The following is a 24,356-nucleotide window of genomic DNA, read 5'->3' on the forward strand; positions in this document are numbered from 1 at the left end:
TCCTTTCGCGCGGGTTCACTCGGAAGCGACGAGGTGGGCGACCAGGGTCGCGGCGGCGCAGAGATCCTCGATCCGCATCGCCTCGTGCGGGTTGTGGCTGCCGTTCTGGTTGCGGATGAAGATCATCGTGCTCGGCACGCCCTGCCCGGCGAGGGTCGCGGTGTCGTGTCCCGCCCCGCTCGCCATGGTCCGGAACGGCATCTCGAGCCGACGGGCATGGCCTGACAGGGCCTCAATCAGGGCGGGGCTCATCCGGGCTGGGGTGCTGCCCGTCTGTTCGCCGAGGGCGAAGCGCACGCCGCGGGCGGCCTCGATGCCGGCGACGAGGTCGGCCAGGGCCGCCTCGATGCGCGCGAGCACCGCCGGCTCGGTGCTGCGCACGTCGAGGCAGAAACGGACCTCCCCCGGGATCTTGGCGAAGGCGTGCTGGGCCGGGTCGGTGGCGACCTCGCCCAGGGTGATCGTCGCGGGAAGCCCCTCCCTCTCCAGCCTGCCCCACAGGGCGTCGAGGCCGGCGATCAGGTCGGCGAGGGCAAAGACGGCATCGTTGCGCTCGGATCGTGCGACGGCACCGGAATGGCCGTAGCGCCCGAAGCAGGCGGCCTTCCGGTAGCGGAAGCTGCCGCTGATCGCCGTGACGAAAGCGACGGGGATTTCGGCGGCCTCCAGAGTCGGTCCCTGCTCGATATGCATCTCCACGAACCCGTGGATCCGCTTCGGATCGAGCAGCGCCTCACCCCGTGCCACCGCCTCGGGCCGCAGGCCGAGTGCGGCCATGTGCTCGCGCAGGCTTCGACCGGAATCGGCGCGGGGCAGATCGAGGGTCTCGGGCGGCAACAGGCCGAAGGCGGCTCGGCTCCCGACATAGGAGGCGGGGAACCACACGCTTTCCTCGGCTCGGAACACCGCCACCGTTACGGGGCGTGCGGGCACGCGGCCCGACCGGCGCAGGGCCTGTACGGCCGTTAGGGCGCCGATCACTCCAGCCGCCCCGTCGAAATTGCCGCCATGGGGCACGGTGTCGACGTGGGAGCCGACCATCCAGACCGGCAGCGCTGGGTCGCGCCCGGGCAGGGTCAGGAAGAGATTGCCGGCGGCATCGGTCTCGGAGCGGAGGCCCAGCGAAAGCCCGGTCGCGCGCATCAGGGCGTGGGCCCGCTCCTCCCCCTCGCCATAGGCGACCCGGGTCACTCCGGGCTCGTCGCGGCTGAAAGACAGGAGTTGCGCAAACAGCTCGGCGCAGAAATCCGGGGCGATGGCGATGGCGTCCGCGGCGGTGGCCGCTCCGATCCCGCTCATGCCGAGACCCCCGCTTCGTGCTCACCCCGCCGCCTGCGATCCCAGACCTCCGGGTTGACGAGGTTCGGCGGACGATACCCGGCGAGCACGTCGATCACCTGACCCGCGACCCGCTCGGCGGCGCGGATCAGGGCGGCCTCGGTCGAAGCGGCGACGTGGGGGGTGAGGATCACCCGCCGCTCCCGGTGCAGGGGATGGTCGTGCGCAAGCGCGTCCCCCGACACCACGTCGAGCCCCGCGCCGGCGATGGTGCCCGCGGCCAGCGCCTCGGCCAGGGCGTCCTCGTCCACCAGGGCGCCCCGGGCGGTATTGATTAGGAAGGCGCCGGGCTTCATCCGGCTCAACTCGTCCCGACCGATCAGCGTCCGGGTCTGCGCCGTGAGCGGCAGGTGCAGGGAGATTACGTCGGCCCGGGCGAGAAGGTCCTTCAGGGATGCGGCGCGCCCGGCGCCCAGGGCCTCGAAGTCGGAATCCGGCCGCGTCGGGCCGTAGGCGAGCACCCTCATGCCCAGCGCCGCCGCGAGCCGGCCGGTCGCCTGCCCGATGGCCCCGAACCCCACGACACCCAGCGTCAGGCCGGCGAGTTCCACGAGGCGCGAGCCGTAGCGGAAATCATGGTCGCCCTCCCGCATGGCCCGGTCGGCCTGCGGGATCGCCTTGGCGAGTGCGAAGATCAGGCCGATCGCGTGCTCGGCGACGGAGCGGGCATTGGCCCCCGGCGTGTTGACGACCGCGATCCCCGCCCGGGTCGCCTCCCGCACGGCGACCGGGTCGGTCCCGGTGCCGTGGACCCCGATCACCCTCAGCCGGGGCGCGGCCAGCACCGCCTCGGCGGGAAAGCCGCCGTTCCGGGTAACGACCGCAACGCATTCGGCCGCCTCGCGAGCAAGAATCGCCGGGGCGAGCCCGGTGGCGGCCCGGATCTCGAGCCCCGCCGCTCGAAGTTGCACAAGCCCGGCCGCATGGATCGGCTGAACGATGAGGCAGATGCCCGGCGCTGCTGCGAAGGAGCGGACGCGGTCGGAAGGCTCGGTGGACACGTTCGAGGCAGCCCTGCTCAAAAATACCGCTTGAATGCCGGTGGTATACCGCAGAAGCTAGCCCAATGCCGCAATGCTGGCAACGTCAAAAACGCAGATCCATCCGAAATACAAGCAACGCGACGGACTCTGCACCCGACGACCGATGTAATTCGTCACTTAGACAGGCAAATTACGGGTAGTATCCCGAAACAAAATCCGGAATATTCAGGTTTAACGATGACGCAGGTCGAGACCGCTCCGCCGCCTCTCCTGAAGATCAGGAAGCTACACAAGAGCTACGGCGCCAACGAGGTCCTGAAGGGCATCTCCCTCGACATCCACCAGGGCGAGGTCGTGTCGATCATCGGCGCGAGCGGTTCGGGCAAGAGCACTTTCCTGCGCTGCCTCAACCTCATGGAGACGCCGACCTCTGGCTTCATGGATTTCGAGCGGTTCGCGTTCGACTACGAGGAGGGCGCACGCCGTCAGCCGACCCCGCAGCTGCTCTGCGCATTGCGGTCGCGGATCGGCATGGTGTTCCAGAGCTACAATCTTTGGCCGCACATGACGGTGCTGGAGAACGTCATCGAGGCGCCGATCCGGGTGCGGCGGATGCCGCGCAAGCAGGCGGTGGCGGAGGCCGAGGCCCTCCTCCAACGCATCGGCCTCTACGAGAAGCGGCACGCCTACCCGTCGAAGCTCTCGGGCGGGCAGCAGCAGCGCGTGGCGATCGTGCGCGCCCTGGCCATGGCGCCCAAGGTGATGCTGTTCGACGAGGTCACCTCGGCCCTTGATCCCGAACTAGTCGGTGAGGTGCTGGCGCTGATGGGCTCCCTCGCGGCGGACGGGATGACGATGCTGGTCGTCACCCACGAAATGGCCTTCGCCCGGGATGTCGGCACCCGCACCCTGTTCTTCGACGGCGGGGTGATCGCCGAGGACGGCCCGCCCGCGGAGATCATCGGCTCGCCCCGGAGCGAGCGGCTGCGCCAGTTCCTCCGCCGGGTGCTGCACGAGCCGGTCGAGCTCGGGCAACCGGCATGAGCCGCCTCGAGGCCACCACGGAGTTCGGACGGCGATGAGCGGCACGGCATGGCAGGACTGGTGGCAGACCCTCGCAGAGGAGTTTTTCACCTACGGCCCCGGTTTCCTCTCGGCGACGCTGGTCGTGCTCGGCGTGACGGTGGCTAGCATCCTGGTCAGCTGGGTCTGCGGCCTGCTCGGGGCGCTGGGCAAGCGCTCGACCTTCGCGCCCTTCCGGGCGCTCGCGAGCTTCTACGTCTGGTTCATCCGCGGCACGCCGACCCTGATCCAAGTCTTCATCGTCTATTTCGGCATGCCGCAGATCGGCGTGAAGCTCTCTCCCGTCACCGCCGGCATCATCGCGCTCGGCGTCAGCAGCGGGGCCTACGTGGCCGAGACCATCCGCGCCGGCCTCGCGGCGATCCCCAGGGGGCAGATCGAGTCGGCGCTCGCGCTCGGCATGAACCCGCGGATCATGATGGTCCGGATCGTCCTGCCGCAGGTCTTCCGCATGATCCTGCCCTCGCTGACCAACGAAGCGATCTCGTCGGTCAAGAACACCTCGCTCCTGTCGACGATCACGGTGGTCGAGTTGACGCTCTACGCGCAGCTGATGATCGCCACGACGTTCCGCCCGTTCGATTTCTACATCGCGGCGGCGCTGATCTATCTCGGCCTGACGTCGATCCTGTCGCAGCTCTCCGCCTATTTCGAGCGGCGCTACGCCCGCCTGTCGTGACCTTACCCCGCCGCGGGAGGGGCCGCGGCCAACACCTCCCGCCCCCTCGCCCGTACCGGAGATCGCCATGAACCGCCGCCACCTCCTCGCCCTCGCCGCCCTCTGCACCGGCCTTCTCGCCGCCCCGGCGCTCCGGGCGGCCGACGGCAAGTTGGAGCTGATCGAGCCCGGCAAGCTGATCGTCGCCACCGACAGCACCTTCGCGCCGTTCAGCATGCGCACGCCGAGTGGCGAACTCGACGGGCTGGAAGTCCGGGTGATGCGCGAGATCTGTCGGCGGATCGGGCTCGAATACAACCCGGTCAACATCAAGTTCGACGCCCTGCTCGTGGGCCTGATAGCCGATCAATACGACATCACCAGCGAGTCTATGGACATCACCCCCACCCGGCAGAAACAGGTCGCCTTCGCGGACGGGTGGCTCGAATCCGGAGCGCGAATCGTCACTCGCAAGGATACCGGGATCAAGGGACCGGAAGATCTCAAGGGTCGCAATGTCGGCGCCCTCTCGGCCTCGACCTTCGGCAAGCTCGCCGAAGAGCACGGCGCGAACCTCAAGAGCTACAAGACCGCCGCGGACGCCATGCAGGACCTTGTCAACGGCAACATCGATGCGGTGATCAACGACGCGGTCGCCGGCAACTACGCGATCAAGGCGCGCAAGCTGCCGCTGGTGATGATCGAAACCCCACTCAGCACCATTCAGAAGGGCTTCGCGATCAAGAAGGGCAAGCCGAACCTGCACGCCGCCGTCAACAAGGCGCTGACCGAGATGGTCGCCGACGGTACCTACGCCAAACTGCTCACCCCCCTGATCGGCTACAACCCGGCGCCGAAGGACCCGATCCGGACGCCCGCCATGTGAGGGGACGACGGGGAAGCCATAATTAGAAATAGCAGGGGCGGCCCGATGGGCCGTCTCGGGAGGAACCCGATGAAGACCCTCGACGCCTCGTCCTACACGACCGCGCTCGGAGCCCGTCGTGAGCAGAGCCTCGGCCTGATGGCCTATGACAGGCTGCTCGATATGCTCGTGCGGCGTGAACTTCCCGCCGGGACCGTGCTGCACGAGCGCCGCCTCGCGGAGATGCTCGACATTTCGCGCACGCCGACCCGCGAGGCGATGTCGCGGCTGGAGACCGAGGGGCTGATCGAGCGGCAGCCCGGCGGAATGCTCGTGGTCAAGGAATTCTCCCTCCGCGAGCTCATCGAGATCCTGCATGTTCGCCGTCTGCTGGAACGGGAGAGCGTGACGCTCGCGACGGGACGGATACCGGCCACCGCGCTCGACGATCTGCGCGAGCAGAGCGAGGCACTGCTCGCGGCGGGCGATCCGGACGCGCCGGGCAACTGGGAGGTCGACCGCCGTTTCCACGAGCTGATCGCCGACAGCAGCCACAACGCGATTCTCGCCAAGACGATCAAGGACCTGCGGCTCAAGACGCAGATGTTCAACCTGAGCCGGATGCCCGAGCGGTTCGAGGCGGTGCATCGCGAGCACCTCGCCGTCGTCGCCGCCCTGCAGGCCGGGGACGCCGCGGCGGCGGCGGACGCCATCGCGACCCATCTCGAGAACTTCAAACAGGGCATTATCCGTCGCCTGAGCGAGTTCTGAGGCGGGGGCGGCGCCATGCATGAATTCGCCCATCTGCGCGGCGCCGAGGCTGCCTTCCCGCAAGAGGAATTCGCCGTCCGGCAGGCGGCGGCCCGGGCTGCGATCGCCGCCGCCGGCCACGACGCCCTGGTCGTGACCGGCCCGGAAACGATCTACTGGCTGACCGGCCGACAGACGGCGGGATACTTCGCCTTCCAGGCCCTGGTCCTGACGGTGGAAGGGGAGCCATCCCTGTTGGTGCGCCAACTCGAACTGCCGGGGGCAGTGGCCAATACCTGGCTCGACGACATTCTGGCCTATCCGGACGGGACCGACCCTGCCGATGCCCTGGCGGCCCTCGTGCGGCGGCGCGGCTTCGTCCGCCCGGCACTGGAGCGAGACGGCTGGTTCGTTTCCGCCGCCCTCGCCGCGCGGATCGGCGGGGCGCTCGGCATCGATCCGCTGCCCGATGGGTCGGGACTTCTTGGGCCGCTACGCATCGTGAAGTCGCCGGCAGAACTGGAGGCAATTCGGACTGCAGCCCGCTACGCGCAGGCCGGGCTCACCGCCGGCATCGCCGCTTGCGGCGCAGGCAACGACGAGAACGCCGTCGCCGCCGCCATGCTCGCGGCCGCTACGACGGCCGGCTCCGAGGCGATGGCGATGGAGCCGCTGGTCTCGTCAGGCCCCCCGCAGTGGGCTTGCGCACATGACCTGGCGCCGGCGCCGGCTGGAGCCGGGCGACGCGATGTTCCTCGAACTCGCGGGCAGCCATGCGCGCTATCACGCGGCGCTTATGCGCAGCGTCTGGATCGGCGCACCGCCGGTCGAGGCACAGCGGATGATGGATTGTGCCCTGCACGCGCTGGACGCGGCCCTCGACGCGATCCGACCCGGCCAACCCTGCTCGGCCCCGCACGAGGCGGCGCAGGCCGTGATCGATGCGGCGGGCTACGGCCCGGCCTTCCGCAAACGCATCGGCTACTCCATGGGGATCGCCTTCGCCCCGGACTGGGGAGAGGGCGGCCTGCTGAGCCTGTTCACCGGGATCGACCGGCCGATTGAGCCCGGCATGGTGTTCCACCTGCCCGCGACCCTGCGCTGCTACGGGTCCTGGACGGTCGGCGCATCCGAAACCGTGATCGTCACCCCACACGGCGCCGAACCCCTTTCGGATCTGCCCCGCGCTCTGACGCTGCGGTGAGGCGGACCGACACCCATTCCGACAGAAAGGATCGCGCGATGACCCGGACCGTCTACCTCGACGGCGACCGGCTGCCGGAGACAGAAGCAAAGGTCTCGATCGTCGACCGCGGCTACCTGTTCGCCGACGCGATCGACGAGGCGACGGCGGTGATCGGTCGCCGACGCATCGATGATATGGCCACGCCGCACGCTTGCAACGCTTCATGGCCGAGCTCGACATTCCCTGTGCCCTCGATCCCAAGGCGTTGCTTCGTGGCGCGTCGAGGACAGCTGCATCACCGAGGGGAGTGCGGCCACGGCGCATATCTTGACCTGGAACGGAAGCTTGGTGTCCCCGTGCCTCTCGAGCGCTTTGCTACACTGCATCGCGCGCGCGAGCCTCCTCGATATCGCCCGCTCCGAGAGCATCCCCACGGAGGAAAGGGCTTTCACCCCCGATGAGGCGAAAGCCGCCGCGAAGGCCTTCATCAGCTCGGCGACGAACGTTGTTCTACAGGTCGCGCGGATCGACGTCATACGGGTGGGTGATGGGCGAGCCGGACCGATCTCAATGCGGCTTCGGAAGAGATATCAAGAGATCCGACTGGCCGATGCAATCTGACTCGTCTCCGCGGAAGACGATGGCGACGTCTGCTTCGACGGCTCGCTGGTTTGGAAGCAGCCATTCAGCTTTCGGCCAACTTCAGTCGTCTGTTGTGTGCCCATTCTTACCGTCGAAAGGAGTTCGGCAGCGGTCCGGCAACGGCGCTATGTCATCCATGCCGGAGGCGATCTCGAGACGGATCAATCTCTCAGCGAATCCCGCCATCGCTCAAACGATACCAAGCGATGATCGCAGAAACGTACCAGCGGTGCAGCGCATGGAGTGGCAGCGGCGCGATGGGCGTAACTGATAGGGGGAGGCTGTTGGCATCGCCGGTCGCGATGTACTCAGCGATCGCCCGCCCCATCGTCGATTGAAGTCCCACGCCCCGGCCCTGGCAGCCGATGTCGATGAGCAGGCCGGGCGCCGGCTCGTGAAGATGTGGCAGGTAATCCCGGGTGATCGCCACGCGGCCGCACCAGCGGTGGTCGAAGGCGACCCCGTCGAGCTGCGGAAAGAGTTTCCCGATGATCCGTTCGAGATGCGCCCAGTCCAGCGGACCGCGCGGCTCCCGGAATGGACCGCGTCCGCCCATCAGCAGCCGACCGGTATGGTCGAGGCGGAAGTAGAGCAGCAGCTTGCGCGTGTCCGAGGAGACCTGCCCTTCGGGCAGGATCGAGCGCCGCAGGTTGTCAGAGAGCGGCACTGTCGCGACTTGGAAGGAATTGGCGGCAATCACTGTCTGGGCAAGGCCGGGCCAGAGCCCACCGGTATACCCGTTGGTACAGAGGACGACGCGCTCGGTGGTGAGTCGGGCGCCCTGCGCCGTGGTGACGATCCAGCCCGATCCCGTGCGATCGAGGGCGGTCACCGGTGATCCGCCGTGGATTGCGGCCCCGGCCTTAAGGGCGGCTCGGGCGAGGCCCCGGGCATAGCTCAGCGGCTGGACCGCGCCGCCGCGGCCGTCGAACCAGCCGCCCAGATAGCGTTCCGTGCCGAGCAGCCGGTCGGTCTCCGCCTTGTCGAGAACGCGCGCCGGGGCGCCGAGGTCGGCCCATTGGTGTGCCCGCCGCGCGACCTCCTCCAGGCCGGCCTCGGTGTGGGCGCCCTGGATCCAGCCCTCGCGCCGGTGCGGTACGTCCATCCCGTGCCGGGCAATGAGATCGAAGACCGTATCGGCGGTGCCGCCGGCGAAGCGGGCGAGCCGTTCGCCGCGCTCGCGCCCGAACCGGGCGACGAGGTCGGCGGGATCATATTTCAGCCCCGGGATGACCTGCCCACCGTTGCGCCCGGAGCCGCCGAAGCCGACCTCGCGCGCCTCCAGTACGACTGGGCGGATGCCCCTTTCGGCAAGATGCAGCGCCGTGGACAGGCCGCAGAAGCCGCCGCCGACGATCACCACGTCGGCCCGTCCTGATTCGGCGAGCGGCGGCGTCGCTGGCGCCGGCGCTGCGGTGGTGGCCCAAAGCGACGGGGCAAGCGGGAAGGGTTCGGCCACGACCTCTCCTACAGCGGATGCAGCACGCGCTGCAGAAAGTCCTGGGTGCGGGGGTGCTGAGGGCGGTTCAGAACCTCAGAGGCCGGTCCTTGCTCGACAAGGCGGCCCCCATCGAGGAACAGGACTCGATCGGCTACCTCCCGGGCGAAGCCGATCTCGTGGGTCACCACGATCATCGTCATCCCTTCGTCGGCGAGGCCTCGCATCACACGCAGCACGTCGCCGACGAGTTCGGGGTCGAGCGCCGAGGTCGGCTCGTCGAACAGGATCGCCTCCGGCCGCATGGCGAGCGCCCGCGCGATCGCGACGCGCTGCTGCTGACCGCCAGAGAGTTGATCCGGCCGGGCGTGCTCCTTGCCTTCGAGACCGACCCGGGCGAGCAGGGCGGCGGCCCGCTCCTCGGCCTCCGGACGGGACTCGCCCTTCACGTAGATTGGCCCCTCGATGATGTTCTCCAGGGCGGTGCGGTTAGCGAAAAGGTTGAAGCGCTGGAACACCATGGAAACCTGGGTGCGGATCGCCTTGATGCTCCGCGCATCCCGATCGACCCGCTGACCGCCGATGTGGATCTCACCGCCGTCATAGGCCTCGAGCCCGTTGATGCATCGAAGCAGGGTCGACTTGCCGGAGCCCGACGGTCCGATGATGCACACCACCTCGCCCTTGGCGACTTCGGCCGAGACCCCCTTGATCACTTCAAGCGCGCCATAATGCTTCCGGACATCCTTCAGGACGATCATCGGTGCCGACCCCTCGCCTCGAAATGGCGAACCAGCAGGATCAGCGGCAAGCTGAGCGCGAGGTACATCAGCGCCACCATCGTATAGACGCTGGTGTTCTTGAAAGTGGATGACGCAATGAGCTTGCCCTGAAGGGCGAGTTCCGCGACCGTGATCGTCGAAGCCTGGGACGAGTCCTTGAGCATCATGATCATGATGTTGCCGTAGGGCGGTAGCGCGATCCGGATCGCCTGCGGCAGGATCACCCGCCGCATGGTCATGCCCCAGCCCATGCCGATCGACAAAGCCGCCTCGACCTGCCCGCGATCCACCGCCTCAATGCCGGCGCGGAAATTCTCGGCCTGATAGGCCGAGTAGGCGATGCCGAGCCCGATGATCGCCGCCTGAACAGCCGTCAGCGACAGGCCGAAATCGGGCATGACGAAGTAGATATAGAACAGCTGCACGATGATCGGGATACCGCGCAGGATGTTGATCATCACCGCGCTGAAGCCGGCGAGGATCGCGATGCCGGAGACCCGCAGCACCGCCCAGAGGAGGCCCAGCAGTGTCGAAACCACCAGCGAGGCGAGGGTGATCAGAACCGTAAGCTGCACGCCCTGGAGCAGGATCGGCAGATACTCCTGCGCGTCGACCAGGAACTCGCGCATGAGGCTCAGGACCGGTCGGCGGAGGGCGGCAGGCCCCACTTCGTGAGGATCGCCTGGAGCGTCCCGTCGGCCTTGAGCTTGGCGAGCGCCGCGTCGATCTTGGCGAGGAGCGCGGTGTCAGTCTTGCGCACGCTGAGACCTACCGAGGCGACGACGGTCGGCTTGAAGGTCTCGACCAGGCGCACGCCCGGGAACACGCCCTGCTTGACGTAGTAGGCCAGGATCGGCGCGTCGGCGAAGCCAGCCTTCAACCGGCCTGAATTGACGTCGCGGATGATGTCAGGGATCGTGTCGTAGATCTTCACCTCTCCGAAGAGGCCCGACTTCTTCAGCGGCTCGACGAAGGCGGTGCCGACCTGGGCCCCGACGGTCTCGCCCTTCATGTCGGCGAAGGAAGTGTAGTCCTTAGTGTCGCTCTTCGGGACGATCAGGCCCTCGCCATAGCTGTAGACCGGCGCTGAGAAGGCTACGACCTCCTTGCGCTGCGGTGTGATAAACATCGCCGCCGAGATGATGTCGATCTTCGAGGCGGTGAGCGCCGGGATCAGCGTCGAGAATTGCAGCGGCTCCACCGCGACTGAGAAGCCTGCCTCCGTGCCAACCGCATTGACGAGGTCGACCATCACGCCCTGGATGGTGTTGGTTTTGGTGTCGAGGAACGTGAAGGGCAGGCCGGTGGGCGTCGCACCGACTTTCAGCGGCTCGGCACCAACTCCCTGACCCAGCAGCCCGAAGAGCAGCGCCGACGCCAGACACAGTCTTGCCAACCGTCTTCTCATCATGCCGCTCCCGCATGTGGCCGGGATGTACGGCGATGGCCGCGCCCGATTTCACATTAGTGAAGAATACCGCATGTTTTCGTCATCGACGCAAGACGTTTTCACGTGCATGAAGGTGTCGACGAGAGGCAGGCTGGTGTGGTGGTGAGCATTTCCCGTGATGGGCCGACGGGCCCTGAACCCGTGGACAGGGCCGTGGGGCAGCGCCTGCGCAACCTTCGGCGAGCACGCGGCCTCTCGCTGGAAGCAGTGGCGTCCAGCACCGGGCTATCGATCGGCTTTATCAGTCAGGTCGAGCGGGGCTTGTCCTCACCATCCCTCCGCGTGCTGGCGCTCCTCGCGGACACCCTGCAGATCGGGATCGGGGGGCTTTTCGAAGCCACCCTGGACGAGCCCGATCCGGATCCGATCGTGGTGTTCCAAAAGGACCGGCCTGAACTGCAGCTCTGGCGTGCTGGCATCACCAAGCAGTTGCTGACGCCGCCCGGCGGAACGCAGGGCCTGAGCCTGTTCCATATGGTCCTGAAACCCAGCGCCAGCACGGGTGACGAGTTGTTCAGCCATGAAGGCGAGGAAGCCGGCCTCGTCCTTGAGGGACGCCTCACTCTCGTCGTCGAGGCGCGAACGCTTCACCTGATGGAAGGAGACAGCTTCCGGTTCGAGAGCAGACGGCCGCATCGCTTCAGCAATCCCAACCCGGACGGACCGACCATTGTGCTATGGGTCAACGTCCTCGGATCTTCCAAATCCCGGCCGTGATAGGGCCGGTCGGCCTCCGGCGCACAACGGCTACGGGACGAACGCGGAGCAGCAGATGCTCGAGCGCCGCCGCGGCGTGGTCAGTGGATGCCGAATCGGACCCCGGCGGGGGCACTCCCATGCCGGTCGCATCGAAGGCTGCTTGCCGGTGCAGCGATAGATTGGCGCCTGGCACCTGACGCCACTCGGATCAACAGCGCGGTAAAGGCCATCGTCGGAAGCAGGCAGATGTGTGGCTCGGACCGGGTCAAGCCGGTCGATGAGATCCGGCCACCCGGCACCTCACGCTCTCGACCGCACGCCAATCTGTAGCTGTGAACAGGCACGACGCTGCGTTGGTGACCACGTCCCGCCAAGCGTGCCTTCCGCGGACGCGTGATTCGGTTGCTCCACTGCCGCAGCTTCAACCCACGCAGGTTGTAAGATGCTGTGCGTCCCCCGGGGCGTCCCCCGCGGGTTTGTTCGAGACGTCAATTTTGACACTCGCGGCTACGGACCGCACATCGCGCGCACAAGTGCCGTCAATACGCGCAACGCGCACCCCGACCTGCAGTCTCTTTAACCTTCCCGTCTCCCCGGCTGCGGTCGACAATCGGCTTGTCCTTTACGGGAGCTTCGGGGTCGATGACGCATCTCACGCGGCGCAGCTTCGTCGGCACGGCGGCGCTGCTTGCAGCACCAGCCCTCATCCGACCGTCATTCGCAGCCGACACCGTCAAGCTCGGCTGCCTGTTCTCGTCGTCCGGCACGATGGCCAATCTCGAGGGCCGGCTGAACCACGTGGTCCGGATGGCTGCCGATGAGCTGAACGGGCGCGGGGGCGTCAACGGCCGCCAGATCGAGGTGGTGACCTCCGATCCCGCGTCAGACTGGCCGCTCTACGCGCAGGTCGGGCGGCAGATGCTCCAGCAGGACAAGGTCGCGGCCCTGTTCGGCTGCTGGACCTCCGTATCGCGCAAGTCGGTGCTGCCGGTCGTCGAGCAGAATGACGGGTTGCTGTTCTATCCGCTTCACTTCGAGGGCGATGAGAACTCCAAGAACGTCGTCTATGTGAACTCGCCGCCCGCGAGTTCGGTGCTGCCGGCGGTCGACTACCTGATGGGCCCCGACGGCGTCGGGGCGAAGCGGTTCTTCATGATCGGCTCGGATTACGTCTGGCCGCGCACGATTAACAAGCAGCTCAAGGGGTATTGGACAAGCAAGGGCATCCCCGAGAGCGCATGGCGCGAGGAATACGTGCCCTTCGGCTTCTCGAACTTCCAGACGCTGGTGAACCAAGTGCGCAGCTTCGCCAGCCAGCCCGGGGGCCAGGCGATCGTGGTGCTCACCGTGGTGGGATCCTCGATCCCCGACTTCCTGCGTGAGTTCGCCAACCAGGGCATCAGTGCCACCGACGTGCCGATCCTCGGCCTCGACATGGTGGAGGCCGACCTCGAAGGGCTCGACACCGGAAAGCTCGTCGGCCACTTGAATTGCTGGGCTTATCTCCAGGCCGCCAAGGGCGAGCGCAACCAGAAGTTCCTCGCCGACTGGGCCGCCTACGTGAGGGCCAAGAACGTCCCGTTCAGCGCCGACACGGTGATCGACCCGATGGTCTCGGCCTATGACAGCGTCCATCTGTGGGCGCTCGCGGCCGCCAAGGCCGGGTCTTTCGCAGTGCCGGAGGTGCGCAAAGCCTTTGCGGGTCTGAGCTTTGACGACCCGTCCGGTTACACGCTGACCATGACGGGGGAGAACAATTACGTCTCCCGTGGCGTGTTCATCGGCTCGGTCAACGAGAAGCGCGGCTTCGACGTTCTCTGGCAATCCCCGGACGCTCCGAAACCGGCCCCGTTCAGCCCCTATGGCTGATCCAAAGCGGTCTTTGCTCCGCGCTGTCCTGGCGCTCTGCTGGCTCGGGCTCTGGGCTGTCCCATCCTCAGCGGCGGCGTTCGATCGCGCGGCGTTCGCGCAGGATCTGTGCGGGGACGGCGCCGCGCAGGTCCGCGGGGTCGAGGGCTTTGTGAAGGCCGGCGGGGTTCTGCCGGCCCACGACCTCGCCTACGCCGGCCGGCTCCTCGGCGCGCTCGCCGAGCGCCGCCTGACCTGCCCGGCGGACGGCGCCCTCCTGCTCGATCGCCCAGGTGCGCCCGAAGGGCACGATGCGCTCACCGGCGCGGTGCGCCCAGTTGCAGAGGCGCGCGCGCCGGTCCTCGGCCTGCGCCAGCGGGCCGCCGTCGAGACTGCGCGCGGCGTCGTGGCCCTGCTGACCGGACCCGATCCTGCAACCCGTGGCGCCGGGCTGTCCGTCGTGGAACGGCGCGTTGCCTCCGTTCCGGCGGCCGTGCTCGACCGGGCGCGGGATGCGGAGACGGATGCGGGGCTCAAAGCCACGATCGCCGGCCTTACCCAGGCCGCCGCCCTGTCGTCACCCGATCCGGCCCGGCGCCGGGCGGCGATCGCCGCGGTGGCGGCGAGCCCGTCGGGAGCCGCCGAGGCGCGGCTCACGGCGCTGAAGAGCGATCCCGCCTACACCGCCGATCCGGCCTTCCGGGCGGCCCTCGATGCTGGGCTCAGCCGGGTCACGCGCGCGGTCGCGATCGGCGATGGGCTCGCGGTGCTCTACAACGGACTGAGCTTCGCCAGCATCCTGTTCATGGCGGCGGCCGGGCTCGCGATCATTTTCGGGTTGATGGGCGTGATCAACCTCGCCCAGGGCGAGTTCATCATGCTCGGCGCCTACGCCACCTACGGCGTGCAGGAGGCCTTCCGCCGCCTCGCCCCCGACCTGCTCGACCTCTACCTCGTGGCGGCGATCCCCGTGGCCTTTCTGGCGGTCGCCCTGGTGGGGATCGTGGTCGAGGCGCTGATCCTGCGCCACCTGTACCGTCGGCCGCTCATGAGCCTGCTCGCCACGTGGGCCGTAAGCCTGTTCCTCGTGAATCTCGTGCGGGTGACGGTCGGAACGCAGAACCTGCAATTCATCATGCCCGCCTATGTGAGCGGCGGCGTGCCGCTCTACGCCGACTTCGTCGTCACTTGGAACCGCCTCTTTGCCATCGGTTTCGCGGCGGCGACCGTCGTGCTGACACTCTTGATCCTGCGGCGCACGCCGCTCGGCCTCGATATCCGCGCCGTGACGCAGAACCGCGACATGGCCGCCTGCCTCGGCCTGCCGACCCGCCGAGTCGACCGCTTGGCTTTCGGGCTGGGCTCGGGCCTCGCGGGTCTCGCCGGGGTGGCGCTCTGCCCGATCTACAGCGTGAATCCCGGAATGGGCTCGGGCTTTATCGTCGACAGCTTTATGGTCGTGGTGCTGGGCGGTGTCGGCAGCCTCCTCGGGACTCTAGTGGCCGCCCTCGGGGTCGGGGGCGCCAACGTTCTGATCGAGCCGATCTCCGGCGCGGTCGCCGCCAAGGTGATCGTGCTCGTGGGCATCATCCTGTTCCTGCAGCGCCGGCCCGAGGGGCTGTTCGCTGTGCGGCGGCGGCGATGAGCGGTGGCGTGCAGACCGCTCTGGCCTCCCCCGCCGGACCGGCGCGCCGCGCCGTTCGCGATCCCTTGATCGCCAGCCTCGTCGGTCTCTGTCTTGCCGCCGCGACGGTGCTCTTGGTGGCGTCGCCCGCGCCGTATCTCGTCAATGCGCTGGGCCAGCTCGCGGCCTTCGCGATCTTGGCCGTGTCCCTCGATCTCATCTGGGGCTATCTCGGTATCCTCAGCCTGGGGCACGGCCTTTTCTTCGCCATCGGCGGCTATGTCTGCGCCATGCACCTCCTCGCGGACGGCGTGGCCGCGACTGGCGTGCTGCCGGACTTCGTACAGTTCATGGGCTGGAAGAGCCTGCCGGCCTACTGGTCCGGCCTCGACCATGCCGCTTACGCCTTCGTCCTCGCGCTGGCGCTCGCCGGTCTGGTCGCCTTCGTGTTCGGGCTCGCCTCGTTCCGCTCGCGGGTCAACGGCGTCTACTTCTCGATCATCAGCCAAGCGCTCGTCTACGTCGCAATGTTGCTAATGTACCGCAACGATACCGGGCTCGGCGGCAATAACGGCATGACCGGCTTCCCGCTGCTGTTCGGCTGGCCGATGGGATCTCCCGGCGTCGTCACAGGGCTCGCCGTCGCCGCCCTGCTGACGCTGGCGGCGGTGCTCGCCGGCACGCGGCTTCTCATCGGCAGCGCGGTCGGGCGCCGGATGCTCGCCTGCCGCGACGACGAGACCCGCCTGCGCACGCTCGGCTATAGCACCACCCGCCTGAAGCTCGGGATCTGGTGCCTCTCGGCCATGATCGCGGCGCTGGCCGGCATCCTCTACGTGCCGCAGGTCGGCATCATCAACCCGCGGGTGCTGGCCCCCGACCTCTCCATCGAGATCGCCGTGTGGGTGGCGATCGGCGGCCTGGGGCGGCTCGGCGGTGCGGTGATCGGCGCCATCCTCGTCAACGGCCTGAAGTTCTGGCTGAGCGCCGCGATGCCGGAGGCGTGGCCCTTCATCCTGTCGGGGCTCGTGCTGCTCGTGGTGCTGGTCCTGCCGAACGGGCTCCTGGACCTCGCGGCCCTGCGTCCGCGCCCGGCCTGGCTGCGGGGCGCACGGTGAGCGCCCTCGTGGTCGAGGCCTTGACGGTCGCCTTCGGACGCTTCACGGCGCTGGATTCCGTTTCCCTGGCAGTCGATTCCGGCGAGGTTCGGGCGGTGATCGGTCCGAACGGCGCAGGCAAGACCACGCTTCTCGACGTGATCTCCGGCATCACCAAGCCGGTCTCCGGCCGGGTTATGCTCGGCGACCGGATCGACCTGACCCAGCGTACCGAGGCCGAGATCGCCAAGGCCGGCGTGCGGCGCAAGTTCCAGAAGCCCAGCGTCTTCCCGGCGCTCACCGTGCGCGAGAACCTGGAAATCGGCTGCGGGCCCGCGCTGCCAGCCCGCGACCGCCCAGCCCGCATCGCCTCCGTCCTCAGCGAGATCGGCCTTGGCCCCCGCGCCGAGGTGCTGGCCGGCAGCCTCGCCCACGGCGAGAAGCAGTGGCTCGAGATCGGGATGGTGCTCGCTGCCGAGCCGGTGCTTCTCCTCCTCGATGAGCCGGTGGCCGGGCTTTCCGACGCCGAGACCGCCCAGACCGCCGCGCTGATCCGGAGCTTGCGCCGGCCCGACCGCGCCATCCTGGTGATCGAGCACGACATGGGCTTCGTCGAGGCCATCGCCGATCAGGTGACGGTGCTGCACGAGGGTCGCACGCTCTACGAGGGCAGCATGCAGGGCGCCCGCGGCGATTCCCGAGTGATCGAGGTGTTCCTCGGCCGATGACGCACCTATCCCAACCCGCGCGCCTCTCCGTCGAGGGGCTCGATCAGCATTACGGCAGCGCGCAGGTGCTGCGCGGAATTGGCCTCGCGGTCGAGCCGGGGGCCTGCCTCGCCGTGCTCGGCCGCAACGGCGCCGGCAAGACCACGCTGCTGCGCTGCCTCACCGGCCTGATCCCGGAAAGCCACGGCCGGATCGACCTCGACGGGACCGACCTGACGCGCCTCGGCTCCGATCGGCGCGCCCGCGCGGGCCTCGCCTACGTGCCGCAGGGGCGCGAGATCTTTCCGGATCTGAGCGTTGCCGAAAACCTGCGGGTGGCGGCCCGGGCCCACGGGCTGGAGCGAACCGACGCGGTCGACGAGGCCGTCGCCCTGTTCCCGGCACTGCGCGGGCTCTGGCACCGCCCGGGGGGCAACCTATCGGGCGGCCAGCAGCAGCAGCTCGCCATCGCCCGGGCACTGGCCACCCGGCCCCGCGCCCTGCTGCTCGACGAGCCGACTGAAGGCATCCAGCCGTCGATCGTCGCTGCCATCGAGGCGGTGATCGCTGGGCTGAAGGGCCGGATCACCGTGCTGCTCGTGGAGCAATACCTCGACTTCGCCCTCCGGGTCGCCGATGCCGTTGTGGTGTTGTCGCGCGGTAGCGTCGTCGAGCGCGGTGATCCCAGGGTGCTGAGCCACGATTCCCTCACCCGGCACATCGCCGTCTGACGTCCGGAAGGAGACGCCATGTCCACGCATCACGAGATCCCCGCCACGCCCGAGACCATGGTGCTCGGCTACTTCGACGCCGCGCTGGCGCCGGTCCTGACGGTGCAATCGGGCGACACCGTCACCCTGCACTCGCACCCGGCGGGCGGGCGTGAGTCGCTCCATCCCGACCCCGCCCGGGTGCCCGCCGACCTTCTCCACGCCCTCGACACGTTGGAGCGCGGCCCGGGCCCACACTTTGTCACCGGACCGGTCCACGTCGCGGGCGCCGAGCCCGGCGACATGCTTCAGGTCGACATCCTCGATCTGAAGTTCCGCCTCGACTGGGGCTTTGTGGCAATCCTGCCGCTGCTCGGGACCCTGCCAGACGAGTTCACCGATTACGAGACGATCCACGCCGATATCGACGTGGATCGCGGCGTCTGCCGCCTGCCCTGGGGCACGGAGCTGCCCCTCGACCCGTTCTTCGGCATCCTGGGTACCGCCCCGCCGGCCGCCTGGGGCCGGGTCGGCACACCGGTGCCCCGGGCCTTCGGTGGCAATATGGACAACAAGGAGATGCGGATCGGCACGAGCCTCTACCTGCCGGTGTTCAACGCCGGCGGCGGCTTCTACGCGGGCGACGGCCACGGCGTGCAGGGCGACGGCGAGGTCTGCATCACCGCCCTGGAGACCGGGCTGACCGGCACGTTCCGGCTCACGGTGCGCAAGGATCTCCCGGGTGGCTGGCCCTTCGCCGAGACGCCCACCGACCTGATGTCGATCGGCCTGCACGAGAGTCTCGACGAGGCCATGCGGCAGGCCGTGCGCGAGATGGTTCGCCTCGTCTGCGCGCGCACCAGCCTCACCCGCAACCAGGCCTACATGCTGTGCTCGCTGGCTGGGAACCTGCGGATCACCCAGACGGTGGACGGCAACAAGGGCGTGCACATGCTCATGTCCAAGTCGGCCCTCGAGTCGTCCTCGTCCGGGACGGTCTGAGCCCGGAGGCATCTGGCTTCGATGCGCCGACCCCGGCGGTCTTTGTGCCTCAGTTCGCGCTTCGTCCGAAGGCGAACCGGCCGACACAGGCCTGGGCGCCGCGATGGCGCGGCCCCTGGGCCAGGGCCGCGCCCTCCGTCGGGACCGGCCGCTGCGGTTTCGGCCGGAGCGGCTGCACCAGCAAGGCTGCGCGGAGTCGTTGCACCTCTGCCCGGAGGCTGGCGTTCTCGCGCTCGACCTGATCAAGGCGAGCAACGCCGGCAGGCTTCAGCCCGCCGAGCCGCCGCCGCCAGCGATAGAAGGTGCCGAGTGAAACATGGGCGCTCGCGCAGATCTCAGCGATCGGAATGCCCCCTGTAGCCTCATTCAGCAGAAAGGCGATCTCCTCGTCCGTGTGCAGGGATCGACGCATACGGGATCTCCCGGTTCGGCGGCTTGCGTGCACACCTCGGTGTGAGGGCGAGCAAGAAGCGGACCGGCCACAACGCGGTAGGCTTGACGACTCCCTGGGGCGGAGCCTGCGCTCCGACCTGCGTACGCCGGTGAGTGTGAGCGATGCGGTCTCTCGCGTTGAGACCGCTGCGTATCCGCTTTGTCGTCCCAGTCGTCTTGATGCGGACCGGCAGCTTACGGCCAGCATCTGCCGCCGCCTAATACCCGGACGAACGTCTCAGATGGGTGAATTGCCGCCGGTCCGCTTTCGAGCAGTGATATGGGAAAACAGACTCCATAGCAGCGCCGTCAACGGCCGGAGCGACCAGTAGCAATGAATAATGTCTTCAATAACGGATCCAGTCCGATAATTTGGGCCCGATTCTCGGTCGGCGCCTTCCTCGCGCTAGTGCATCGATCCAGACGAAGGCGTCAGCCGAGTCTGGAAAAATTGATGCAAAACCAAAGAACTCGTGCTCACTCGCATGAACGAAGTGAATGCGTCAGAGCACTAGGCTCGTTGGCGGGTCACTTTCAGCTAGGATATTCACTCACCAAGGTGGCGGGACAGGACGGGCAAAATGGGCGATGTGCTGTATGTCCAGGATGATAACGATATGCGGCGCAACTGGGCGTTCGGCCTCGAAACGCTGAGAGGCCATACGGTCATAACGGCCGCGACGGCGGCCGAGGCCCTGTTCTGGTGAGCGGATCGGAAGCGCCCGCTGTCGGCAGTCATCATATACCTGAGCCGGTCCTTCAACGGAGCAGGCATCGCGCTTGCGGGTGCAATCGCCAGGGTGCGCCCGGATGCGGCCGTAACCGTCTATTCCGGTGGGATACGGACACTGCCGCCTGACATGCCCGACAACGTGCGTCTGCTGCGGAAGCCGATGTGGTTTGCGGCGTTCCTGGACATGGCGGGGGAGACGGTCGAGGACGTTAGGCTGTCGCCGTGCCGGTCATGGTGACAGGCGATGCGAAGGCTGGCGTGCCAGAGCTGATCAGGGCTGTGGAATTTGACGTTAAGAGCTACACGGCCGGCAGACGGGTAGTCAGGATCGAAGCATTTGGGACCGACTATGTGATATCTGGCCGGATCGGGTTCATCGAGATTTTTCTCGATGATGATGGCCGTGGCTTGGTCACGGGCGATTGGGACAAAAACAATGATGCCGCGATGCTGAAAACCGCCCTGGATTTCCTCCTGCGCGATGGCTACGAGCTCTACGAGGTGTAACTACCGATTGCCCGGGCCTTTTAGCTCATCGAGAGAAACCTATTGCTCCATAGAACGCGCCGGCTAGGTTAGTTCGGGCTGGCCTTCTGTTCCGCCAGGAAGCGGTAGGCGGTCACGTCCTCCTGAAGGTCGAGCAGCGCGCCTATCCGGTCACCCGCTTTGTACTTCGCTTCCATAACTAGGATGTCCACGAGGCGCTGCGCGCTTTCCACGATGCGGGGAACGGGATCGGTCGTGACCGGAAATTGGTCCTGTTGCAGCCGCATCAAGCGAACGAGCAGGGTCTCCTCGGCGGCCAGGTTGACCAACTCGTGTTGGGCGGGTGTCCGCTGATCCGACGGCGTGTGAATGGCCTTGCGCAGACGGTCCGCCTCCCCCCTGGCCCTGTCCATGCGGCTCATCGTCGGGTCCGTATGCCGTCACGGCGGCGTAGTAGGCACGGCTTCTGCCGCAGGCGGACGTTACAGAACACCATCCACATAGGGCGTTCCAGCCAAAGCTGCTTCGACCGCTTTAGACCCCTGATCGATTAACCGAAGGAAGGTCGCCTCGGCTGCACCTGTTTCTCCAGACCGGGCAGCGATCTTATGACCCTCGGCGAACGCCACGCACCAAGTCGCTACCATCAAGCTTGCTGCTAGATGCCCGTCGGGATCGCCTGCCTCCCGTCCCACTGAGACCGCCAGCATCGCAGCAAGGTCCTGCGTGAATTCGCTGCACAACTGACGCACACGTGCCTTCAACGCCTCACTGGCCAGTGCGGTCGCGACGAAGCTCAGGGTCTCTTCCGAAAGGGGGATGAGCGGGTTCCGCTCCCCGACCAAGCGGTGCGCGAGCAGTCGAAGCGCCGCGACCGGACTGGTCCTAGATGCCCGTCCGCTTATCGCTGCCGACATGGTTCCGCGGATCTCGCCCTCGCGATCGAAGAACATGTCCTCCTTACGGGGGAAATGGTTGAACACGGTCATGCGCCCGACATCGGCCGCCTCGGCGATCTGGTCGACCGTCACTCGATCGAACCCTTGCTCCAGGAACAAACGCGTCGCCGCGTCCGAAATGGCTTGGCGCGTCGCCTGCCGTTTCCTGGTGCGCCTGTCCGGCACAAGCCTTGTCGACGTACTCATGCAAATATATACTCGGTATAGTTTTAGATCGAGATTAGTTTGAAGGGAACGCCATGACACCGTCAACCGCGATTGCAGGGGCGTCGTCGGGCGCCCCCCGGACCGCTCTCATCAGTGGGGCGAGTTTCGCCGGGCTCGCCACGGCCTACTGGCTGCATCGGCTGGGATACGGCGTCACGATGATCGAGGCCGCACCAAGGTTGAGGCGTGGCGGCACGCCCGTCGACATCGAGGGGGAAACCATCGGCATCCTGACGCGGATGGGCTTGATGGACGCAGTCCTCGCGAAGGCGCTGCCCCCTCGAGTCTTCGAGTTCAAGGATGCGGACAACGCCACGCTCGGCGCTGTCGGCCCTGGCTCGGACGAAGAGACTCAGATGGGGCCCAGGTATGAAATTCACCGCGACGACCTGCTAGACATCCTTTCAGGCGCGATCGAAGGCAAGGTGGAACTTCTGTTCGGACGCTCGATCGAACAGCTCGACCAGAACTCCGAGGCCGTCTCCGCGACGTTCAACGACGGCAGCCGGCGTGATTTCACACTGGTGTTCGGCTGCGACGGCAACCGGTCGAACACGCGCAGGCTCGTGTTCGGCGATGGCGACCGGTACACCTACTTCATGGGCGGCTATTTCTACCTCAAGGTCGTGCCGGAGACCGGGCTGCTCCCCACCAACAAATCGGAGATCTTCAGCGTCCCGGGCCGTACGGCCATGCTCAATGGATATGACGACCGTACCGATATAGGCTTCGGTTTCCGCACGGCCGGCCAGATCGCGTACGACTATCGCGACAAGGCACAGCAGCGTCGTCTGGTCCACGATCATTTCGATCAACTGGGCTGGAAAGTGCCTGGCATGCTGGCGTGCATGGGCGAGGACAACGACTTCTATTTCGATCGCGTGACGCAGATCAGGATGCCGACCTGGTCACAGGGACGCGTCGCTCTCGTCGGCGACGCCGGCTATTGCCCTTCCCCGCTCGCGGGCCTCGGCGGGTCGATGGCCATCATCGGCGCCGGCAGGCTGGCTGACGCTCTCGAACGCAATCCTGACGACTATGGCAGCGCGTTTCGCGACTACGAGCACGGGCTGCGCCCGTTCGTCGAGCAGGTGCAGGAGCGCGCCGCCACCGAGGGGCTGCAGATGATGTTCCCGGCTGACGAGGCAAAGTTCGCTGATTGCGACCGGAAGCTGGCCACAGGCGATCTCGGCATCTGACCTGCGCGACGCTCCATCATGTCCCGGCAGTCGCGCCGACCGCCAGACCCGCCCTAAGCCTGCCGAGGCGTAATGCCGGTCTGCTGCCGGATGGTCGGTTCAGGAACCGCCTCGGCCTTCTGCAAAAGGCGGCCGGTGTATTCCACGAACTGATCGAACTGCCGCTTCCGATTGCGGATGCGCCTGTGGGTCCGATCATCGAACCATTCCCAGACGCCTGTCGCGAGCGACACGGCCGCGTCGAAGAGGCTGGACCGGTAGAGGGTCTGCACGATCACGTCCGGGGTGACGCCGGATAGCCGGGCCATGCGATGCACGGTCAGGGCCTCGCGGGTCGTCAATTCGACGGTGAAGGTGCGGCGCATGGCTCGTCCTCGGTGAGCAGGTCGGCATAGCGGAGCAGCTTGGCATGCTGCTTCGCGGGGTCGGTACGCCACTGGCCAGTTTCCCCGTCGAGCCAGTCCCATTCTCCGGTCGCCAGCTGGACAGCGGCGGCGAACAGGACCGCATGGCGCGGGGTCCGGGTGGCGGCGCGATACACGTCGAAGATCGAGCGCCCGGTGATCTGGGCGAGTTGCCAGACGGTTTCGGCCTCGTCGGCCGTCATGCGCTCGCGCGTCGTCATCGGGTGAGCTTGGCCTCCGCTGCGGGCCAATCGACTATAGACAGGTCGAGAGCAGGAGGAATCCCTCTGTGCCAAGCGAAGCAATGCGGACCTATAAAACGGCCAACGAACGTCCGCTTTCGAAAAGCGCCAATGGCCGCCGGAACAGCGGGTATGGGTCGGAAGCAGGCCGTCCGCATTTCCAGCACATCTGCTCCGAAGAAGCCATTCCGCTTACGGCCAGCATCGGCCGCGTTGGCAGGCGCCGGTGAACGGCCGGGTTGGGTGGCTTCCTGCCCATCCGGTTCTGGACGGCGGGTGCATTCAAGCGGACATGGCCTTGAGGACCGCACCGTTTGCAGGCGCGGCGACCGTGGATCGGCACGACACCCTGAAGCTAATTCGTAGGCAGGCTACGCTGAAGGACGCCACAAATCGAGCAGCAAATGCCCGCGGGGCGCGCAGTCACGTTTTCGTGGCCTATCATTTCGGTAATTAGCCACCTCAATCCAGCAGAAACAAACAGAAATACCTTATCTATTTCTGTTGCCTCCAAGCAACGCGATCGAGCGACAGGGGTAAAACGGCAATATTCCTTTTGCTTATTGCCGCTGACCTGAGCCAATAGATCAACGCCGCCTACCGCTGGCGTGTAAGCCCGCCGCTAAGACGCGAGCAGAAATGATTTTTGCAGTGAGATCCGGATCACCGGACGATGCTGCGCTATGGGTCTCGAAGATTTGGGGTCATCCATGAGGTTCCTGAAAAGCTCCCTGTTGGGCTCGGCCGCCGCGTTCGCGGCGGTGGGCGCCGGGCACGCAGCCGACCTGCCGGTCAAGAAGGCCGTGCCGATCGAGTACGTCCGCGTCTGTAG

26 protein-coding genes and 1 pseudogene are annotated in these 24,356 nt (G+C 66.9%); 16 read left to right on the plus strand and 11 right to left on the minus strand.

Annotated features, from left to right (window positions below; genetic code table 11):
- Positions 1-15: 15 nt before the first annotated feature.
- On the minus strand, positions 16-1,299 hold the full coding sequence (locus tag OXS49_RS19370) for a Zn-dependent hydrolase (RefSeq protein WP_267426227.1): 1,284 nt from the start codon (positions 1,297-1,299) through the stop codon (positions 16-18).
- A complete protein-coding gene (locus tag OXS49_RS19375; RefSeq protein WP_267426228.1) occupies positions 1,296-2,339 on the minus strand; it encodes a hydroxyacid dehydrogenase in 1,044 nt (347 codons plus the stop codon). The genes OXS49_RS19370 and OXS49_RS19375 overlap by 4 nt, the downstream gene beginning before the upstream one ends.
- Positions 2,340-2,558: 219 nt before the next feature.
- Here OXS49_RS19375 and OXS49_RS19380 point away from each other — a divergent pair, with 219 nt between their 5' ends.
- From OXS49_RS19380 to OXS49_RS19405, 6 genes and pseudogenes are all read left to right on the plus strand, one after another.
- Positions 2,559-3,365 carry an amino acid ABC transporter ATP-binding protein gene (locus OXS49_RS19380; RefSeq protein WP_267426229.1) on the plus strand — a complete coding sequence of 269 codons (807 nt, stop codon included), beginning with the start codon at positions 2,559-2,561 and terminating at the stop codon, positions 3,363-3,365.
- Positions 3,366-3,399: 34 nt separating this feature from the next.
- Positions 3,400-4,083: an amino acid ABC transporter permease gene (locus tag OXS49_RS19385; protein ID WP_267426230.1), complete on the plus strand. Its 684-nt coding sequence runs from the start codon at positions 3,400-3,402 to the stop codon at positions 4,081-4,083.
- A 67-nt stretch (positions 4,084-4,150) separates the two neighbouring features.
- Complete coding sequence (locus OXS49_RS19390; protein WP_267426232.1) at positions 4,151-4,948, plus strand: transporter substrate-binding domain-containing protein; 798 nt, start codon at positions 4,151-4,153, stop codon at positions 4,946-4,948.
- A gap of 69 nt (positions 4,949-5,017) precedes the next feature.
- Positions 5,018-5,698 (plus strand): GntR family transcriptional regulator, encoded by a 681-nt coding sequence (locus OXS49_RS19395; protein WP_267426234.1) that lies wholly within the window; start codon positions 5,018-5,020, stop codon positions 5,696-5,698.
- Between the two features lie 15 nt (positions 5,699-5,713).
- Positions 5,714-6,881, plus strand: a pseudogene (locus tag OXS49_RS19400) (Xaa-Pro peptidase family protein).
- A 171-nt stretch (positions 6,882-7,052) separates the two neighbouring features.
- Positions 7,053-7,484, plus strand: a complete 432-nt coding sequence (locus OXS49_RS19405; RefSeq protein ID WP_267426236.1) for an aminotransferase class IV — start codon at positions 7,053-7,055, stop codon at positions 7,482-7,484.
- 190 nt (positions 7,485-7,674) lie between these two features.
- Here the strand turns inward: OXS49_RS19405 and OXS49_RS19410 are convergent, their stop codons facing one another.
- Genes OXS49_RS19410 through OXS49_RS19425 form a run of 4 tightly spaced genes read right to left on the minus strand, consistent with a single transcriptional unit; the run spans position 7,675 to position 11,133 of the window.
- Positions 7,675-8,964 (minus strand): FAD-binding oxidoreductase, encoded by a 1,290-nt coding sequence (locus OXS49_RS19410; RefSeq protein ID WP_267426238.1) that lies wholly within the window; start codon positions 8,962-8,964, stop codon positions 7,675-7,677.
- 8 nt (positions 8,965-8,972) lie between these two features.
- A complete protein-coding gene (locus tag OXS49_RS19415) occupies positions 8,973-9,704 on the minus strand; it encodes an amino acid ABC transporter ATP-binding protein (RefSeq protein WP_244008009.1) in 732 nt (243 codons plus the stop codon).
- A complete protein-coding gene (locus tag OXS49_RS19420) occupies positions 9,701-10,354 on the minus strand; it encodes an amino acid ABC transporter permease (protein WP_244008011.1) in 654 nt (217 codons plus the stop codon). The genes OXS49_RS19415 and OXS49_RS19420 overlap by 4 nt, the downstream gene beginning before the upstream one ends.
- A gap of 5 nt (positions 10,355-10,359) precedes the next feature.
- Entirely contained in the window at positions 10,360-11,133 is a 774-nt protein-coding gene (locus OXS49_RS19425) for an ABC transporter substrate-binding protein (RefSeq protein WP_244008013.1), read from the minus strand.
- Positions 11,134-11,328: 195 nt separating this feature from the next.
- Between OXS49_RS19425 and OXS49_RS19430 the strand changes: the two genes are divergently transcribed.
- The 7 genes from OXS49_RS19430 to OXS49_RS19460 all read left to right on the plus strand — a co-directional run bounded on the left by OXS49_RS19430 (position 11,329) and on the right by OXS49_RS19460 (position 18,862).
- A complete protein-coding gene (locus tag OXS49_RS19430) occupies positions 11,329-11,892 on the plus strand; it encodes a cupin domain-containing protein (protein ID WP_267426240.1) in 564 nt (187 codons plus the stop codon).
- Between the two features lie 624 nt (positions 11,893-12,516).
- The gene (locus tag OXS49_RS19435; protein WP_244008017.1) at positions 12,517-13,743 is read left to right on the plus strand and encodes a transporter substrate-binding protein; all 1,227 of its coding nucleotides are present in this window, start codon (positions 12,517-12,519) and stop codon (positions 13,741-13,743) included.
- A gap of 13 nt (positions 13,744-13,756) precedes the next feature.
- Complete coding sequence (gene urtB / locus OXS49_RS19440; protein WP_244008019.1) at positions 13,757-15,367, plus strand: urea ABC transporter permease subunit UrtB; 1,611 nt, start codon at positions 13,757-13,759, stop codon at positions 15,365-15,367.
- Positions 15,364-16,464: an urea ABC transporter permease subunit UrtC gene (gene urtC / locus OXS49_RS19445; RefSeq protein ID WP_244008021.1), complete on the plus strand. Its 1,101-nt coding sequence runs from the start codon at positions 15,364-15,366 to the stop codon at positions 16,462-16,464. Before urtB ends, urtC begins: the two co-directional genes overlap by 4 nt.
- Positions 16,461-17,171, plus strand: a complete 711-nt coding sequence (locus tag OXS49_RS19450; protein WP_267426243.1) for an ATP-binding cassette domain-containing protein — start codon at positions 16,461-16,463, stop codon at positions 17,169-17,171. Before urtC ends, OXS49_RS19450 begins: the two co-directional genes overlap by 4 nt.
- A complete protein-coding gene (gene urtE, locus OXS49_RS19455) occupies positions 17,168-17,881 on the plus strand; it encodes an urea ABC transporter ATP-binding subunit UrtE (RefSeq protein WP_267426244.1) in 714 nt (237 codons plus the stop codon). Before OXS49_RS19450 ends, urtE begins: the two co-directional genes overlap by 4 nt.
- Positions 17,882-17,899: 18 nt before the next feature.
- Complete coding sequence (locus tag OXS49_RS19460; protein WP_244008027.1) at positions 17,900-18,862, plus strand: acetamidase/formamidase family protein; 963 nt, start codon at positions 17,900-17,902, stop codon at positions 18,860-18,862.
- A 49-nt stretch (positions 18,863-18,911) separates the two neighbouring features.
- On the opposite strand, the gene OXS49_RS19465 is transcribed toward OXS49_RS19460, so the two are convergent.
- Complete coding sequence (locus OXS49_RS19465; protein ID WP_267426245.1) at positions 18,912-19,274, minus strand: transposase; 363 nt, start codon at positions 19,272-19,274, stop codon at positions 18,912-18,914.
- A gap of 601 nt (positions 19,275-19,875) precedes the next feature.
- Between OXS49_RS19465 and OXS49_RS19470 the strand changes: the two genes are divergently transcribed.
- Together OXS49_RS19470 and OXS49_RS19475 are read left to right on the plus strand one after the other, a co-directional pair.
- Positions 19,876-20,001 carry a hypothetical protein gene (locus tag OXS49_RS19470; protein WP_267426246.1) on the plus strand — a complete coding sequence of 42 codons (126 nt, stop codon included), beginning with the start codon at positions 19,876-19,878 and terminating at the stop codon, positions 19,999-20,001.
- A gap of 257 nt (positions 20,002-20,258) precedes the next feature.
- A complete protein-coding gene (locus OXS49_RS19475) occupies positions 20,259-20,534 on the plus strand; it encodes a hypothetical protein (protein WP_267426247.1) in 276 nt (91 codons plus the stop codon).
- Between the two features lie 68 nt (positions 20,535-20,602).
- Here OXS49_RS19475 and OXS49_RS19480 read toward each other — a convergent pair whose 3' ends face one another.
- Positions 20,603-20,935: a hypothetical protein gene (locus tag OXS49_RS19480; RefSeq protein ID WP_267426248.1), complete on the minus strand. Its 333-nt coding sequence runs from the start codon at positions 20,933-20,935 to the stop codon at positions 20,603-20,605.
- A 60-nt stretch (positions 20,936-20,995) separates the two neighbouring features.
- The gene (locus OXS49_RS19485; RefSeq protein WP_267426249.1) at positions 20,996-21,658 is read right to left on the minus strand and encodes a TetR/AcrR family transcriptional regulator; all 663 of its coding nucleotides are present in this window, start codon (positions 21,656-21,658) and stop codon (positions 20,996-20,998) included.
- A gap of 53 nt (positions 21,659-21,711) precedes the next feature.
- Here OXS49_RS19485 and OXS49_RS19490 point away from each other — a divergent pair, with 53 nt between their 5' ends.
- A complete protein-coding gene (locus tag OXS49_RS19490) occupies positions 21,712-22,878 on the plus strand; it encodes an FAD-dependent monooxygenase (protein ID WP_267426250.1) in 1,167 nt (388 codons plus the stop codon).
- A 53-nt stretch (positions 22,879-22,931) separates the two neighbouring features.
- Here OXS49_RS19490 and OXS49_RS19495 read toward each other — a convergent pair whose 3' ends face one another.
- Both OXS49_RS19495 and OXS49_RS19500 read right to left on the minus strand, forming a co-directional pair.
- Positions 22,932-23,243: a hypothetical protein gene (locus tag OXS49_RS19495; protein WP_267426251.1), complete on the minus strand. Its 312-nt coding sequence runs from the start codon at positions 23,241-23,243 to the stop codon at positions 22,932-22,934.
- Positions 23,216-23,503 carry a hypothetical protein gene (locus OXS49_RS19500; RefSeq protein WP_267426253.1) on the minus strand — a complete coding sequence of 96 codons (288 nt, stop codon included), beginning with the start codon at positions 23,501-23,503 and terminating at the stop codon, positions 23,216-23,218. Before OXS49_RS19500 ends, OXS49_RS19495 begins: the two co-directional genes overlap by 28 nt.
- Positions 23,504-24,356: the final 853 nt, after the last annotated feature.

The sequence above is a fragment of the Methylobacterium sp. GC_Met_2 genome, from assembly GCF_026540795.1.
GTDB lineage: Bacteria > Pseudomonadota > Alphaproteobacteria > Rhizobiales > Beijerinckiaceae > Methylobacterium.